The 17191-nt window shown below is 55.3% G+C and carries 12 protein-coding genes; 5 read left to right on the forward strand and 7 right to left on the reverse strand.

Features of this window, described 5'->3' with window-relative positions:
- Positions 1-350: 350 nt before the first annotated feature.
- The 3 genes from ACN08V_RS06240 to galU all read right to left on the reverse strand — a co-directional run bounded on the left by ACN08V_RS06240 (position 351) and on the right by galU (position 4104).
- Entirely contained in the window at positions 351-1997 is a 1647-nt protein-coding gene (locus ACN08V_RS06240; protein ID WP_419104913.1) for a CHAD domain-containing protein, read from the reverse strand.
- 125 nt (positions 1998-2122) lie between these two features.
- Positions 2123-3010 carry a hypothetical protein gene (locus ACN08V_RS06245; RefSeq protein ID WP_419104914.1) on the reverse strand — a complete coding sequence of 296 codons (888 nt, stop codon included), beginning with the start codon at positions 3008-3010 and terminating at the stop codon, positions 2123-2125.
- Positions 3011-3195: 185 nt separating this feature from the next.
- A complete protein-coding gene (galU, locus tag ACN08V_RS06250) occupies positions 3196-4104 on the reverse strand; it encodes a UTP--glucose-1-phosphate uridylyltransferase GalU (protein WP_419104940.1) in 909 nt (302 codons plus the stop codon).
- Between the two features lie 98 nt (positions 4105-4202).
- Between galU and ACN08V_RS06255 the strand changes: the two genes are divergently transcribed.
- On the forward strand, positions 4203-4817 hold the full coding sequence (locus tag ACN08V_RS06255) for a 5-formyltetrahydrofolate cyclo-ligase (RefSeq protein ID WP_419099362.1): 615 nt from the start codon (positions 4203-4205) through the stop codon (positions 4815-4817).
- Positions 4818-4857: 40 nt separating this feature from the next.
- On the forward strand, positions 4858-5040 hold the full coding sequence (locus ACN08V_RS06260) for an FmdB family zinc ribbon protein (protein WP_419099361.1): 183 nt from the start codon (positions 4858-4860) through the stop codon (positions 5038-5040).
- A 289-nt stretch (positions 5041-5329) separates the two neighbouring features.
- Here the strand turns inward: ACN08V_RS06260 and ACN08V_RS06265 are convergent, their stop codons facing one another.
- From ACN08V_RS06265 to ACN08V_RS06280, 4 genes are all read right to left on the reverse strand, one after another.
- Positions 5330-9262, reverse strand: a complete 3933-nt coding sequence (locus ACN08V_RS06265) for a DEAD/DEAH box helicase (RefSeq protein ID WP_419104915.1) — start codon at positions 9260-9262, stop codon at positions 5330-5332.
- Positions 9263-9457: 195 nt separating this feature from the next.
- A complete protein-coding gene (locus ACN08V_RS06270) occupies positions 9458-9916 on the reverse strand; it encodes a cell shape determination protein CcmA (protein WP_419104916.1) in 459 nt (152 codons plus the stop codon).
- On the reverse strand, positions 9913-10680 hold the full coding sequence (locus tag ACN08V_RS06275) for a MurR/RpiR family transcriptional regulator (RefSeq protein ID WP_419104917.1): 768 nt from the start codon (positions 10678-10680) through the stop codon (positions 9913-9915). Before ACN08V_RS06275 ends, ACN08V_RS06270 begins: the two co-directional genes overlap by 4 nt.
- A 91-nt stretch (positions 10681-10771) precedes the next feature.
- Positions 10772-12349, reverse strand: a complete 1578-nt coding sequence (locus ACN08V_RS06280; RefSeq protein ID WP_419104941.1) for an alpha-glucoside-specific PTS transporter subunit IIBC — start codon at positions 12347-12349, stop codon at positions 10772-10774.
- Positions 12350-12692: 343 nt separating this feature from the next.
- On the opposite strand from ACN08V_RS06280, the gene ACN08V_RS06285 reads away from it, so the two are divergent.
- Genes ACN08V_RS06285 through ACN08V_RS06295 form a run of 3 tightly spaced genes read left to right on the forward strand, consistent with a single transcriptional unit; the run spans position 12693 to position 17059 of the window.
- Positions 12693-13523: an endonuclease/exonuclease/phosphatase family protein gene (locus tag ACN08V_RS06285; protein WP_419104918.1), complete on the forward strand. Its 831-nt coding sequence runs from the start codon at positions 12693-12695 to the stop codon at positions 13521-13523.
- A 35-nt stretch (positions 13524-13558) separates the two neighbouring features.
- On the forward strand, positions 13559-15283 hold the full coding sequence (locus ACN08V_RS06290; protein ID WP_419104919.1) for a glycoside hydrolase family 13 protein: 1725 nt from the start codon (positions 13559-13561) through the stop codon (positions 15281-15283).
- A gap of 60 nt (positions 15284-15343) precedes the next feature.
- Positions 15344-17059 (forward strand): glycoside hydrolase family 13 protein, encoded by a 1716-nt coding sequence (locus ACN08V_RS06295; protein WP_419104920.1) that lies wholly within the window; start codon positions 15344-15346, stop codon positions 17057-17059.
- Positions 17060-17191 lie beyond the last annotated feature (132 nt).

The raw sequence follows: 17191 nt of genomic DNA on the forward strand, positions 1-17191 counted from the left end.
CCTCATTCCCCCAGTCTAACGGCATGGCCTGGCAACAGCTTTCCAGAAGGTGAGAGTAAGGTCACAATTTCTTGGCAAATAGGTACCTGACATGGCCTAATAGTTTAAAATTTAGGCTATCCTATCTTCAAGAATAGGTAAATCTAAAAAAATTACAGGGACCCCCTAGCCATAGGCCACAGAATTAGGTTATATTTTTATTACCAAATAGCTCAGGGCCTTGTGGGAAGGCCTGCTAGGAGGTCAACAAGATAACTTTTCTTCCTGTGTGTGATGCAAGGCGGAGGTGCAACCAGCACCTCCGCCTTTCTCTTTGACCGCGCCAGGTTCTCCGCCTCAGAGGGCCTCTTCTAAAGGTCAATAGACCTAATCTTCTGCAGGACTGGGGGAACAGATGAATGGATACTTTCCCGCAGCTTCTGGGCTACATGCTCACTACGCCCAGCAAGGCAACCCACAGTAAAGGGGCTTAGCCCCGCAGTGGAGGACTCATTCAAGCCCTTAAGCCAGTCAAGAAAAGTCAACTCATCGGTGAGCTTGCCCAGCTCAGCTTGAAGTAAGCGAGCGCTCTTGAGCAAGGTCTCCTGGCCTTCGCTCAAAGAGATGCCTGCATCGGCGCAGGCAGTCAGGCAGTAGCGGGTAGCTTTAGCCAGCTTACGCAGGTCATGAACACCATCATCGTAAGCGGTGGTGACCGCGAAGTCCCCTGCAGAGTCAGGCCAGGCTTTCACCGCTTTAAGTCCCTGCTTAACCATCTTCTTTTGTAAGCGCCGAGCGACCTTAGCACTGTACTTTTCACACTGTGCAGGTAAATCTACAAACCTATCCAAATCTTTTTGCAGATCACGCAGAGACTGCTGGAGGTTCAACCTCTGGGACGAATTAAGGTAGGTCATAGCAGACACCAGGCCTTCCTGTGTCTGTTCCTGCTCCAGATGAGCAAGTTCAGCCAGGTCCTTATCACCTAGCAGCTGCGTCCGTGCAAGGCCTAACTGAGCCATAGGCAGGATAAGCTCGCCGTTCCGATGCTGTTCAAGCTCAGATGCATAGGTTTTAAGACCACCTAAAATCGTCTGAAGCTGCGCCTTAGCCTGCTCATCTTTGGCATAGGGAACCGCCATGAAAGCAAGCACGCTCCGTAGCTGACGGGCAATGACCCTCCCCTGGTGACTGGAATCAGGTAGTCCTGCCCGGACCAGCAAATCAGCCTGCCCCAGTTCAATGCTGTACCGGTTCACAATCTCTGCCAGCATGTCGGCCGAGGTAGCCGGATCCTGCCAAACGGCATCCGCAGAGGCAACCGGGGATAGCTTAACCCCTTGTTCGGGCAAGCCTTCCGACTGTTTGAGGTGAGCCTCTCGGCGGCGCTCAAATTCAGCGTCCTTTCCGAGCGCTCGCGCAATTTTGGCCGGAGAGGATGAAGGGCCTGCCCCTGCCGCTAGAAGTAACTCCTCGACCGTGGAGAATACCTTGTGAGCAAGGTTGGCATCCGATTGCGCCGGCTCTAAAAGTTCTATTTCCCACTCCTGCCAGGCACGCTCAACTCCGGTGGCGTAGTCAAGGGCCTGGACACGGTCATCACAGATTTCCGCCAATGCCTGGCCATCTGAACTACGGATAACAGTCCTGCTCCTGTGGGTAGCTAAACCAACTCGCGGTTCAAGTGCACTGCCAGCGGTCAGCACCCGCACAAAACGTCGAATATCTTCGGGCATATCTTCGGGGTTCTCAGCCAGGCTGAAAGCTACCTCATGGCGGTCACCGGAAACATCAAATTTGATGTGCCAGCCCTCGTCATACCCGCCTAGCCTCCGGCGGAGGGCAAGGCTGTGGGCAGCGAGCTGACCTTGCGGCGTATCAAAGTAAGTTGCATCGAGCTCTTCTACAACAGGGGTATCAGCTATCCAGCTCTCAAACTGCCAGGCGATAACCGGAGCCTGCCCGCCTAGGTCTGCAAGCTCGTATTTACGTTCAACTTCTAGGTGGTGAGCAACCATAAGAATCCTTCACTGTGGTGATCAGCGGTAGCGGCTAAACCGCCCCATGCAAAAACGCCTGCCCTAGGTTCAGGGCAGGCGCTTGATTCAGTTCTTTCGATGAGCTCTGCGGCTCACAGATTTGTCTAGGCCCGCCGACGCCTGAGGACATCGTCAAGATTGAGCGAAGCGGCCTCCGCAAGAGTCTTAGTCTGGCTCAGTTGCTCAGGCTCTGACTCATTCACGGTAGGTAGTTCCCTATGCGCTGTGGGTGCATCAAGATAGGTCGGGCGGGGAACCTCTGTAATCTGCCAGCTAGTATCGGGCAGAGCCTCGTCCATTCTCAGGCGAGGGGTAAGCTCGGTGTCCCTTTGAGCCGCAGGAGCCAGAGAGGGCCTCAGGGCGGTCGCAGGGGTCTGGGTACGTGCTTTGCGTAGTGCTTTAGCTGCGTGACTAACCGGCATCTGCTGACGAGCGCGGGCAGGGCGCTCAGGTGCAGGGCGCAGTTCAATGGATGAGGTTTCGGGCTGGGAAAGCGGGTTCACTCTACTTTCAGCGCCCTGTCTTCCCGAAGGACGATGGGCCTTGCGAGCTTTCTCAACGGTCAGGGCGGTACGGGCACGACGGCGGTCCCTGTCTCGAACTGCAAGTACACGCAAGAAGGTAAGAGAACCGGTAGCAACAAGCAGACAGACCAGGGGGAAGGCGAAAGATGCGCTTGCCCACAGGCTCATAAGACCTGTGACCAGTGCAAGGAAAAGGGCCAGGCAGGCTAGCGAGAAGATTGCCAGACGGCCCCAACGCGGTACGAAACCGGTCCAAGGGGATCCTTCTGATCTAGCGGTAAGGGTCTGCACAGATTCGAGTGAACGCTCTGGGCTAGCGGGCTCAGGGGCCTCTTCCATGACGTCAGCAGCGTATTTCTCGGCGCCAATCGTCGCAGTTCCCTGCGGTTTTGTGCGGCGGCTGACCAGATAGAGCCCCGCAAGTACACAAACAAGCAAGACAATGCCTGAGGTGCTTAGCAGCTCCATAGACAGCCCCCATCTCAATAGCAGAAAAGTATAAACGTAACTCACCTATTCTACCGCAGAGCGCACCCGCTGACCCCGCTTTGCGGGGGCGGGTTCAGGTAAGAAAACAGGGTATCTACTTGACATCCAAGTAGATACCCTGCATGGCGCAGATCGTGCATCAAAATTAGCGCTCTAAATTGTCTTTAGAGCTCTGCAGCGAATTCTTTAATCCAGCTCCGTAGCTCGGGGCCAAGATCATCACGTTCGGAGGCCAGAATGACATTGGCTTTGAGGTAGGAGAGCTTGTCACCGGTGTCAAAGCGGCGGCCCTTGAAGACAAGGCCATAGACACCTTCGCCCTGGCCTGAGCCCTGTGCAAGAGTCTGTAGAGCGTCAGTGAGCTGAATTTCGTCACCACGGCCAGGGGCGGTATTTTCCAGCACCTCAAATACCTTGGGGGAAAGGACGTAACGACCAATCACAGCAAGGTTGGAGGGCGCCTCTTCAGCTGCGGGCTTCTCGACCAGGCCGGTTACCTTGACGAAGCCATCTTCACCTTCAACAACTTCAACAGCGGCGCAACCGTAAGCAGAAATCTGTTCCTCGGGTACCTCCATCAGAGCGACGACGGAGCCACCGGTCTTCTGCTGAACGGCAACCATCTCTGAGAGCAGGTCTTCTTTCTCATCGATGAGATCGTCGCCCAGAAGGACAGCGAATGGTTCATTGCCCACATGCACCTTACCGCGCAGAACTGCGTGGCCAAGCCCCTTGGGGTCGCCCTGGCGGACATAGTGAATCTCACCCAGGTCGTTGGAATCTAGGACACTCTGAAGCAAGGCATCTTTACCCTGCTCTTCAAGCTGCTGTTCCAGAACAGGAACACGGTCAAAATGATCTTCAAGGGCGCGCTTATTGCGGCCGGTAATCATCAAAACATCGTTCAGGCCAGCACGAATCGACTCTTCGACCACGTACTGAATTGCGGGGCGGTCAACAACAGGCAACATTTCCTTGGGGGTTGCCTTTGTTGCAGGAAGGAAGCGAGTGCCGAGACCTGCAGCGGGGATAACCGCCTTGGTCACGGGAAGTGATTTATTTTCTGTCATAATCATCAGAATACCTAAAAACACTGCATAACCTGCTTATATGCTAGATAAATTGTGCACCATTAATTTAATTGCGTCATTAGGCTCGAAAGATTATCAACATGTCTCCAGCTACCAGCCAGTACAAGACATTTGCACGCGCTTATCTGAGGCACCGGCGACGGGAAACTGGCCAGCTAAACCTTGTGAGCCAAGCCTTTACCGGTCACCTACGCAGTCTCTGGGAATCTTTGCCTGAAGGCTCGACCATAGCAGCTTTTCTGCCCCTACCCACTGAGCCACCTATCCTCGATGGCCTAGCCTACGCTCACCGCGCCGGGCACCGTGTTTTCGTCCCGGTTGTTCTCCCTCAAGGTCAGCTGGCCTGGGTTCTTTGGAGCCCGGTGGCACCCTTAGTGACCAATGCCTTAGGGATATCCGAGCCGCTAGGTCAGAGGCTGGGGGCAGAGGCTTTTCTTGAGGCTGATATCCGGCTAGTGCCGGCCCTAGCCTACGATATGCACGGCAACCGGCTAGGCCAGGGAGGCGGCTACTATGACCGGCTTCTCAAGCTACTGCCGGCCCAGGCAATGGATGCTTCAACACTCGGTCTTGTCTTCTCCCGCGAGATACTCGATGGGCTCCCCCACGCTGAGTGGGACGCAACCCTCAACTACGCGCTGACGGAGCAGGGACTACGGCAACTGGGTACTGGCAGCAAGAACAGAGTACAATAGCACCCGGTTATAACACTTACCTCACCGAAATGGAGCGACTGTGCCGGTTTACGTCTACCAGTGCAAGAATTGCGACCACCTATTTGAACAGCACCAGTCTTTTAGCGATCAGGCTCTCACCACCTGCCCGTCCTGCGGGCAGGACACCCTCCGCAAGAAATTTGGCCAGGTCGGTGTGGTCTTTAAAGGCTCAGGCTTCTACGCCAACGATAAAAGCAAGTAAAAAGGCCATAAACGGATGAAGGCTCCCCCACTATAGGGGTGAGGGAGCCTTCTTGTGTTTGTGCCTATTCGTAGTGCGGTGGGCGTTGCTCTTTGAGCCAGGTTGCTAGAGCGTCATTTTCAGGTGCTAGCTGACGTACAGGAGGCTCTAGACCTGCAAGGCGGGGTTCTTTCCCCCCGATGGGGGAGCCCCCCTTTGCGCGACGGTTGCCCCGTCTAGGCCGAGGAACCGGACTGAACCGAGTATTATCCTTGCTCTCTTCCGGAGCGCTCTCTGAGGCAGTCATGCGCTAGCTGTCTTTCCCCAGGCCCAGGTAGCTGTTGATTCGGCGGACAACAGCTTCGGGGTCAGAGAAGGCCTCAATGGTCCAGCAGGTCATATGATTCCAGCCAGTACGGGCTAAAAGCTCAGGAATCAGGCGGGACCGTTCACGCACGCTCAAAGCCGCATAGGCGTCAGAACCATCGGAGATAAGAGCCAAAGGCACCCGAGCAGGAATGACATGTTCCTGACCGCTCATCAGCTTACGTGTACGTGGGCTAGCCATAGCACCGGCAAGCAGTGAATCCTGATCACTGGTCATCACCAGCGACAGCAGCGGAACCGGCGACTGGTGCAAGGTCGTGGACTGAGGGTTCAACCGGCGCAAGAGATCATTGAGCAGCCAGTCCCCCATATCAATTGCTTCGAGGTGATCGTTAGTGAGGAACTCATTGACCGGCAACTGATCGGTAATCGGGCCAGCCATCTGCCGCTGAGCCTTGACTTCCTGCTCTTTGCGGTAGGCAAGAAGTAGGCGGTAGACATCGAAGGCACCGTACTCGAGGCGTTGGGGGTCTAGGTCTTCCGGGCTTAGACAGGTGACAAAACGAGTGAGGTGACGAGCCCGGGTCATAGCTAGCACAAAGCTCTCACGACCGTACCGCTCAGATAGATGCCCAAAGTGGTGGGCCGCTCCCTGGGCAAGTTTTCCAGCCCCCAAAGCGAAGATAATGACGTCGCGTTCCATATCAACCGCGCGAGACACATCGACCACACGGAAGGACTCATCACCAGCAGCGAAGAAGGGGGTGAACTGCGGGTAGCGTACCAGCATCTGACGCACAGCCTCAGCGATACGCTGGGCATGGCGAGCTGTAGCGGTCACAACCGCCAGGGTCTGCCTGGGGGTACGGTAAGCGTGCTCAATCACCATCTCGGCGACTTTTTGCACCTCCGGGCTGGGCGAATCAAGGCTGGCGTTCTCAGAAACCTTGCCGGTGACGTTGACATACTCCACGGTTAGGGCCGGAGTGTCATCGGTGATCTCTTCGCCCCAGGGGTAGCTTGATAGCTCACCCCGATAGAAGTGCTCGTTGAGATAAGCAAAGAGTGCCGAATCCACAGCACGGTTTACGGTAGAGAGGCTACGCCCCGGTAGTATCCGTGACAGCGCCTCAAAGGTGCTGACAATCTTCTGGTCACGGACAGGGGGTGCGTTCCGTGCAACAGCAGAGACCATAAAGGGTGCAGGGAAACCGCTGTGCGGGTCACCCAAGGCAATAACCTGTTCAGCGCGAATGAGAGCAGGCAGGTTTGCCGCGAGCGGAGTGGACTCAGCATCGAGGAGGATTACCGCATCAAAACGCATGCTGGTTGGTACCTTGCCCGATAGCGAGAAGGGGCTTGCAATCCATAAGGGTAGCAGCGTGGTTGCCATCTTAGGTGAGTGTGTCAGCACCTGTCCCAGGTTAAACTCGTGTGCCTTGAGCTGGCTCCGCAGGTAAGCCGTCTGTTGTTCTTCTTCCTGGATCCGACGTCGCCAGGTATCAGCTACAGCGGCGTGCAGGCGCGCGGGCCCCGATGAGATATGGGAGTAGTCAGCCCTGCGGAACCGGGTCTCGAGGGCACGTAGGGCATCACCGTTGAGAATCTCAAGCTCTTGCGAAGCCAGCATCATTTCCAAAGCGGTCTGCCACCAGGCCAACTCAAGTTCAGCTGGGACAGCCCCAGCATCAAGCTGGCGCTCATAAAAGTCGGCAAGCAGTTCCGAGAGCCCCATCTCGGACAGCTGGCGGTAGAGGCTTTCGCGTTCTGGCAAGGTCTGGAGCAACCACTGATCCTCCACCAGAGAATTTAGGCGATTCTCAAGTGCACTCAAACGGGTCTGTGCGAAACGGGTACCAGCCGGTGAATCCTCCAGCACGATAGCTAGACCGGTAAACTCATCGAGCAGGCGCATGTAATCAGCACGCAACTCAGCCAGGTTCCGGGGAATTAGAGGAAGGCGCTGGTCCTTGACCCAGGTAATCCATTCCTCCCGCTGGCCCTGAACAATGAACAGGCTCTCGTGAAGGTCTAGAACAGACTCACCGGGGACAATATGTTCCTTAGCGGTCTTACGCAGGCGGGTACGCTGAATGCTTGACATCTCGATGCCGTGCTCGCGCCGCCAGGTGCTGCTGGCGGTTGCCGCAATTAAATCGGTGACCGGGCGGTCAAAAATATCTGCCCTGAAGTAGGTCAGCGTCTCCGAAATTCTCTCCAGTAAATCAAGTTGCAGACCCCAGTCGTCCATGGTGGTGGCCTGTTCCATACCGGTCTCATCAGCCATCAGTCGCATCTTGGCCGAAACATTTGCCAGCGAGGCACTCAGACTCTTAACCAGGTTGTGAGCCGCAGCGGTATCTTCGGCGCTGGCCAGCTTAGCCTTGTACCAGGCCGAGACACGGGTCGAGGGGCGAAAACCTCCCAGTTCCGCGTACCTCTGCAGGCGCTGAACGGTAGCGCTACGGGACACCAGAGCGTCCATAGTCTTGCGGGGTAGGCGCACACGGGTGGCGGGGGGCTCTTCCTGCGCGGTGAGAGCCGCTAGGGTCTGTAGGGCATCGTAAACTGAGCAGCCCCAGCGCGACTCGGTAAAGCGCAATGACTCAGTGTGGCCGCGTAATTTATTGCGGGTTTCGACAAGCTCCCGGTGAATCTCGCTGACGTTTGGGGCGGGTGCTTTCTCATCGCGAATAATCGCCTGAATAAACTCCTGGCGGTACTCTTCTGGACTCCGCTCAACCAATAGTGTGAAGGCCAAATCAGTCATGTGAACCCGGTTGAGTACCCGGCCAAAATCTGCCAGGGTTGAGCGCTTCTCACCGACCACCAGAACAGACTTACCCTGGTGGATAAGGGCCGCCGCTATATTGACTGCGGTACCCAGCTGATCGGTGCCCGGTGCCGCTGTTACGGTCATGGAGTGGCCCTGGTGCGCTAAGTCAACGATTTCCTGAGCTCTGGCATCGGCGTCAAGCACCAGCATGTCGGTGTCGGGGTCACGGGTATCCAGTGAGGGCCGGTTGTTATAAATCGGTGCCACAAAAGGCTTCTCAAGCGGGTTGAGCTTGAGCTGGGCTATATCACGCACCAGATCGGTGTGGGCATCAGCCGGCAGTTCACCCGTGCTTTCTTTCAGGTCAGCAAATGTTGAGATGAAATAGTTGGACTGAATGGTCATGCCGGGGATATTCCCGGTAGTTGCCCTCATTCTCTCAATCACGGGCTCTGGGTCCAGCTTGCTCATGGAGTTTGCTAGCTGAGCAACGTCCATGGTGCCCAGGTTAATCCCGTACTCTTTTTTGATTTGACGTACCATAGCGGGGTTCAGCTGGGCGGGGCCGGTTATCTGAACCTCAAAGTCATCGCTGGTGGGGTGCGGGGTCAGGCTGAGCGGTGCCATCAGAATAGGGGCAATAAAACGTTTCTCCCCTATCATGCGGCCCTCACGAATGTCGTGGGAGAGCCAGGAGGCTGTACCCGCTACGAAGTAGCCGGCGTCTAGCCCGTGGCCGGTGGCCAGCTCAAAGATTTTAGTGCGTAAGGCCCGGGCGGCAACCATGCCGCTTTCTAGTCTTGCTTTATCGCGCAGAATGGTCGATAGGCGGGTCTTGCGCCCCATGAACATCTGAGCAACACCCGACGAATTTGCCTCAGTCAAATCAATATGCACATAGTCAACCTGATTGAAGTCAAGCATGGCATCGGGGCCGGTGTAGATTTCCATCTGCTCAGCCCAGGCCTCAAGGCCAGCCTGGATCTGGGCGGTGGTCTGGTCGTCAGTGACCGCAGGGGAGGAATCTGGGGCGTGCTCAGCTACGGTGCCAACGCCAGTATCCCCCCGGGTTGATTGGGGGGTAGGGGGCTGGGCATAGTCATGTCCCAAGGCTGGTTTGGGTGCAACCTGCTCGTTCACTGAAATACTCTGGCTTTCTGCACGTTTTTATGTCTCTACTATCATAGTTGCTCCTTCAAGCTACTACTGCAGTAAAGACTGGTTGCGGCTTATCTTTCCGCTGTACTCGAGAAAGTGTGACCATGACTTAATAAGACTTCACGCGGCAAGCTTTTCCTGATGAGAGCAGAATCCCCGGGACGGTTAGGAACCTATCTAGCCTGCAATATAGAGGTTAAAATTTGCGACCAAAACGAGCAAAGAGAGAAAGCCAATAAGTGCCATGCCGCCCAGGAGCACCCACTTCATGCGGGGGGCGAAGGGCTCGCCAGTGGTGTCCCAGAGGGAACGAGTATAAAAATAGCTCAACAAAAATCCGGGAATATTACCGACCAGTAATTGTTGCGCCACGGCAAAAATGCCAAAAATACGCTCTGTGCTTTCATTCTCGACCTCAGCACCCCTAAGCAGACCGGCCATAATAATTGAAATACAGCTGGTGATAAATGCTAGAGCAATAGCAGGTTGGTTGAGCATTTCTCTGATACTCACCTGCGCACTTTGGGACACTGCATACTGGTAGGAAAAGTAGATAAAGGGGCTAACGATCCAGTACCAGAACATAAAGGTTCGCAGTTTTTGGGTATTACGCAGGGCGTAGAAGATGGAATTCATGAATCTTTTTCTTTAAGGTCAAGGTACTGGATGTACTGGCGAACGATATGGTCCAAGAGCACGCTCAAGGTCACAAAAGAGTGGAAGGGCTCCGTATGGATGCTGGTCACGGTCGGGGTGCTCTCATAGTGAAGGGCGTGCTCAGCCACTGCCGAAATAGAGTTAACACCCAGAGCCGTGATAGCGATCATGGGCACCTTCCGCGAGGCCAATGCCCGAACTGTGGGTAGGGCACTCTCGGTTTCACCGGACAGGGAAGCAATAATCACCAGGTCTTCTGGTTTCATCACCCCGATGCTGCCCCTGAACTCAGTCGAAGCAGGGATAACGTGTGTAAATTTTCCGCAGGTTAGCAACGATTTGGAGAACTCCTGAATCGCGGTCCGCTGGGCGAACCCGGTGCCGTAGCAGTAAATAGTTCGTGCGGTGTCAATCTTCTGCACAATAGGCGTGAAGTCGGTAGCCATCAACCCCTCATAGGTTGTGAGGATGTCGTTGCGCCCGCTTTCCAGAAAATCAATAGGAGGAGTCGTGGGCCCAGCTAGGGAGTTCTTGACAAAGAACTTTAGCTCGGCAAAACCCGAGAAACCCAGTTTCTTGGTCAACCTGATGATGCTGGAGGTTGAAGTGAAAGTCCTGTGCGCCAGGGCGCTAATAGTGGAATCGGCGACAAACTCTTCGTTGTTCAACATGAAAGCGAGTATCTCGCGTTCGGTGTCGCTCAAACGGCTTTGGTGCGCGTTGACAAGTTCTTGTAAATCCACCAAGGGCTCCTGAGTCTTTCACGGTCACTGCGGTGATTACAGTATAGGTGTTTTCTCAGAAGCCCTCGATGGGAAAATAAATGGCTAGGCCTTATTTACCTTTATTGACCAGTTCCTCGAACTTGTCACGGACCTGGGGCACGTCCATACCCACAATGACTTGCAGGGCCTTACCCTTATTGACCAGGCCAAGCGCACCTGCTGACTTAAAGTCAGCTTCGGTTCCCACCAGCTCGGGGTTATCAACGGAGATTCGCAGGCGGGTCGCGCAGTTATTGACTTGGGCGATATTTTCAGGGCCGCCCAAGAGAGCCAGGAAGTCGCTTGCTCGCTGGGTGTAGGGGTCGGTTGCTTCTGCGGTAGCAAGACCCGCAGCGGCGTCCTCAGCCCCCAGGGCACCCTTCTTTTTGGCTTCCTTGTATTCAGCCTTGGTGTAGAGCTTGGTTTGGCCGCCATCGGCTTCACGCCCGGGGGTCTTGAAATCAAATTTGAGGATGAGGAAGCGGAAGACCACAAAGTAGATAAGAGTGAAGCAGAGGCCGATAGCAATCTGGGTCAGCACCATACCTGAGTGGTTGGGCCACATGGGGATCCAGTTTTGGAAGAGGAAGTCAATCAGACCGCCGCCCATGTTGCCCACAACGCCGAAGCCATACATGGTAGCGGACATTGTTGCCGCGAGAACCGCGTGGACGGCGAAGAGCGGAGGTGCAAGGAAGAGGAAGGTAAATTCCAGGGGCTCGGTAATACCAATCAGCATTGCGGTCAAGCAAACCGGTATTAGCAGTGCCAGGGTTTCCTTGCGCTTCTCGGGGCGAGCGGTGGTGAAGAAAGCCGCTGCAATACCCAGAGGGCCGAAGACCTTGGAGTTACCGTGCAGGGCAAAACCGCCACCGGGGAAGAGTTCCTTGACGGGAGTGGTGCTGTTAGCAAAGGTATCCAGGTTAGCAACCCAGTACTTGGTGATGCCATCGGGAACAACAGCCGGGCCGAAGACGAAAGGTGTGTAGATGAAGTGATGCAGGCCGGTGGGAATCAGGATGCGCTCTAGGAAGGTGTAGAGCCAAACACCGAACACACCAGAGTTCATGAAAAAGCCCTGGAGAGACCCGATACCGGTCTGAATGGTAGGCCAGACCATAACAAAGGCAAGAGCTACAGGCATCATGAGGAAGAAGCCCAGACCGTAGACGTACTGGGTACCCTGGAAGATACCCAGGAAATCGGGAAGTTTAGTGCCGAAGTAGCGGTTATGCAGCCAGACCACGATGGCGGAGATGATAATAGCACCGAAGATACCGGTGTCCAGAGTCTTGATACCGGCAATCATCTTCAGACCGGTACCGGCAGCACCTTCTGAAAGATCTACGCTGTAGTCAACGCCAAAGTTCTCGCCCCAGATGCTCAGGATTGAAGCAACGAAGTAGTTGAAGGTCAGGTAAACCATACCCGCTTCAAGAACCGCGCGGGCCTGAGCGGTCTTCGCCAAGGCAATAGGAAGACCCAGAACAAAGAGGAGTTCCATCTGGTTAAAGACGGTCCAGGCTCCTGACTCCCAGACTGACCAGAAGTTATACCAGCCGGTACCCTCAGCGGCAATACCGCCTAGAAGCTGCTCGTTCTTGCAGATGATAGCGATACCAACGGCAAGACCGGCGAATGCAAAGATGAGGACGGGGGCTAACATGGCCGAGCCGAACCTCTGAATCTTCTCCATCATCGGATAAGAACCTTTCGTGTGTAGGTCGCACCTGTCCCTTTGCCTCTGGGGCAAGTGGGATCTGTCAAGTGCTGACCGTGTAAGTACTAGGCCTATCTAATCACCCTCTGTTCTATTAGTCCCCCGCTTATACTCACTTTGGAATTAATGCCACGAACTGGCACGTTTTACGGGAGCCGGTAAAAATACCGGCCCCGGGGCCCCTACTACCGGGGGCGCTATGGCGGGGTTTTACCTAGGATAAATGGAGCAGAGAAAATGTCAGGGCACGAAAGAATGAGCCGAGGCCGCTATGAAGCTCCTAACCCTCAATACCCACAGTTGGCTTGAGATTCACCAGGTTTCCAAAATCTATGAGCTGGCGCAGTTTATCGTCCAACAAAAAATTGATGCCGTGGCCTTGCAGGAGGTTAACCAGTTTATCCACTCCCCCATCCTTGAGCATCCGCTGGGGTATGCGGGCGGGGCTGACCGCCCCGTGCGTCAGGACAATTTTGCGCTACTGCTCAACCAATTCCTGGCAGAGCTAGATCGCCCCTACCATTGGGCCTGGGCGGTCTCCCATCTCGGTTTTGAGCGCTATGACGAGGGGGTCGCGCTGCTCACTCGCGAGCCGATGCAAAGGCTTGAGTGTATCGATGTGTCCCCTACTTACACGGATCAGGACGTTGCGCGCAGGGTCGTCATTGCTGCCAAGCTGGGCGCTGAGCACGGTGGCCTGTGGGTTACAAGCGCCCACATGAGCTGGTGGGAAGTAGAGGGGGCCTCGCTCTTTGCACAGGAATTTGAGATTCTCAATAGGTCTCTCAGAGAGCTTGCTGGCTCTGAGACAGTATTACTTGCCGGTGACTTCAATAATGCGGCAGAGGTAACCGATGAGGGGTACACGCTCATGCGGTCTTTGGGCTGGCACGATACCTATCTGACCGCAAGCCAGATTCAAGGGGAGCATACTGTGCATAAGGCTATCCACGGCTGGACTAACTTCACCCAAGCCCTCCGGATTGACCTGGTCTTAGCCAACCAGCCTCTTGAGGTGGCCCAGCACAGCGTGGTGTTTCCCGATACATCAGATCAGGCTATCTCGGACCACTCCGGGCTTTTGCTCACTCTCAACCTCTAAATCGTTTCTCTCCTACAGTCTGAGGAAGGTACCCCATGACCGCCCCATCTCACCGCGAAACAGCCTGGTGGCAGGAACCCGTTGTCTACCAGATTTACCCACGCAGTTTCAAAGACTCCAACGGCGACGGCATCGGTGACCTACCCGGTATCACCGAGAAGATTCCCTACCTGGCCAGGCTGGGGGTAGACCTTATCTGGCTCTCCCCCATCTACAAGTCACCCAACCATGATAACGGCTACGACATTTCCGATTACCGGGCCATTATGCCTGAGTTTGGCACCATGGACGACTTCGATACCCTACTGGCCGCCGCTCACCAAGCGGGTATCAAAATCATGATGGACTTGGTTGTCAACCACACCTCCGATGAACACGAGTGGTTCATCCAGGCCAAGAGCAGTAAGGATAACCCCTACCGCGACTACTACATCTGGAAAGACCCCGCCGGGTATACCGAACGGGGAGAGCCAATCCCGCCCACCAACTGGATTGCCGCTTTTTCACCGTCCACCTGGGAATGGGAACCGACTACAGAACAGTTCTACCTACACATGTTCTCAGTCAAACAACCAGACCTGAACTGGGAGAACCCCACCGTCCGCCAGGAGGTCTATGACCTTATGCGTTTCTGGCTGGATAAGGGCGTAGACGGCTTCCGCATGGACGTCATTAACCTCATTTCCAAGGACCCTGCCTACCCCGATGACCCGGCTGTGGCCGCTGGGTCTAAGACCGATTCGCTGGGTATGGTGGCCAACGGTCCCCGCGTCCACGAGTTCCTTCAAGAGATGAACCGTGAAGTTCTTAGCAAGTACCCCGTGATTACCGTGGGCGAAACTCCACACGTCGATACCGCAGATGGCTTGCTCTACACCGGCTTTGACCGGGGCGAACTCCAAACCCTCTTCCAGTTTGAGCACATGGGCCTGGACGGCAACCCTAACCCGGCCCTGGGTAAGTGGAACGACACCCGCTTCAAGCTCGTAGACCTCAAAGACACCCTCAGCCGCTGGCAAAACGACCTGTCCGGTAAAGCATGGAACGCCCTCTACTGGAACAACCACGACCAGCCCCGCGCGGTCTCCCGCTTTGGTAACGACTCGCCCGAATACCGGGTACTCTCAGCCAAGATGCTCGGCACCGTACTCCACTGTTTACAGGGCACCCCCTACATCTACCAGGGTGAAGAACTCGGCATGACCAACGTCTACTTTGAAAATATCGAGGACTACAAGGACATCGAGATTCACGATGCCTACCGCAAGCTGGTTGGCTCTGGGCTGGTCAGCCACGAAGATATGCTCCGCTACATTTCTCAGTCCGGGCGCGATAATGCCCGCACCCCTATCCAGTGGAAGGCAGAAGCCCACGCAGGGTTTACAGGCGGAAAACCCTGGCTCAAACTCAACCCCCGCTACACCGAAATCAACGCGGAAGAGGCACTCGCTGACCCCGGTTCGGTCTTCTACCACTACCAGCATCTCATTGCCCTCCGCCGCCAGCACCCGATCATGGTCAACGGGACCTATGAGCTCCTAGACCCCAAGGATGAGCAGGTCTACGCCTACTACCGGCACGGTACCGGCGCATCGGAGCAAGAGACTCTATTGGTCATTGCCAACTTCACCGATAGCACCCTGGAGCGCACCTATCAAGAGCCCGCAGGAGAACATACTCTGCTGACATCTAACTACCCCGATGACGCCCAAAACACCCTGCGACCCTACGAGGCCAAAGTCTATCTCTACCAAGCCTGACGGTAAGCTGGCCTTAACCCCTATCCCATAAGATCTAAGCACGCACAACAAGGAGCACCCATGGCAGATAATTCAGGTAAAAAATGGTGGAAAGAAGCGGTCGTCTACCAGATTTGGCCCCGTAGCTTCCAGGATTCCACCGGCAACGGTGTCGGCGATATCCCGGGTATCACAGCCCGCCTGCCCTATCTAGCAGAGCTAGGTATCAACGTCATCTGGCTTTCCCCGGTCTTTGCATCACCCAACGACGACATGGGCTATGACATCAGCGATTACCGAGCCATTATGCCCGAGTTCGGCACCATGGAAGATTTCGACACCATGCTGGAGACCGCCCATTCACTGGGCATCAAAATTCTCATGGATCTGGTCGTCAATCATTCCTCCGACGAGCATGAGTGGTTCAAGCAGGCCCGCTCAAGCCGGGATAACCCCTACCGCAACTACTACATCTGGCGCGACTCCTCCGGTGTGGATGCTGAAGGTAAGCCCCTACCCCCCAACAACTGGGGTAGCGAATTTGGCGGGCCCGCCTGGAAGTACGACGAACATACAGACCAGTGGTACCTGCACATGTTCTCGGTTAAGCAGCCCGACCTGAACTGGGAGAACCCCGCCGTGCGCCAGGAAATCTTCGACCTGGTGAACTTCTGGCTCGATAAGGGTGTTGACGGTTTCCGCTTGGACGCTATCAACATTATCTCTAAGCCCGAGGGCTTACCCGATGACCCGTCGGTTGTGCCCGACAAGCACAGCTCATCTATCCCCTTTGTTATCAAAAACGGCACCCGCGTTCACGAATGGATGCACGAGCTGAACATGGCAACCTTTGACCACTACGACTGCATGACCGTGGGTGAGATGAGCTGCACCAGCCCCCAGGATGCAGTTCAGTTCTCGGGCTTCACCTCCGATGAGCTCCACATGATTTTCCACTTTGAGCACGTCGGCCTGGATAACGCCCCCGGTGAGGGCAAATGGTCATATCAGCCCCTTGAGCTGACCGCCCTCAAACAGGTTCTCAACACCTGGCAGCTTGAGCTGGCAGGCAAGGCCTGGGGTTCACTCTACTGGAACAACCACGACCAGCCCCGCATCGTCTCCCGTTTTGGGAACGACAGCCCCGAATACCGGGAGCGATCCGGCAAGATGCTGGCAACAGTACTCCACGGCATGCAGGGTACTCCCTATATCTACCAGGGCGAAGAAATGGGCATGACCAACGTGAAGTTCGAGTCGATTGAGGATTACAAGGACCTCGACTCCATCAACTTCTACGACGATCTTGTCACCCAGCGCCAGCAGATCAGCGCCGATGAGGCTATGGCTCTCATCCATCTCAAGGGTCGAGATAATGCCCGCACCCCCATGCAGTGGTCAGCTGGGCACAAGGCCGGATTCAGTACCGCTGAACCCTGGATTGGGCTGAACCCCAACTATGTGGACATCAACGCTGAAGAAGCAATGAGCCGCCCCGACTCACTCTGGCACCATTACCGTCAGCTCCTAGCCCTGCGCCGAGGTGAGCTTAAAGACCTGCTGGTCTACGGCACTTTTGTTCCTCTTGCCCCTGAGGACACCGAGGTTTACGCCTACGAACGTCACGGTGAAGGGGAGAAACTGCTCGTGGTTGCTAACTTTACCGACCGTGAGCTGACTCGCGAATTTGAGCTGGCAGCACTACCGGGGGTAGAGCTAGTACTGAGCAACTATGCAGATGATGCCGGGAGCGCCCTGCGCCCCTACGAGGCAAAGATCTATCGAGTAGTTGCTTAGTTTCCAGGAGCGCACCATCATTTATATTTGCTAGATATTTTGGGTGCACAAGCCCCTGACTGCTGATTTGAGCCCCTGTTTCAGCTTCGGCTCAAGCACCTCAAGCTTTGTGATTCTACCAGCACCTCAAAG

Origin of the sequence: Rothia sp. P5766, assembly GCF_048513555.1 — a bacterium.
In the GTDB taxonomy this organism is placed as follows: Bacteria; Actinomycetota; Actinomycetes; order Actinomycetales; family Micrococcaceae; genus Rothia.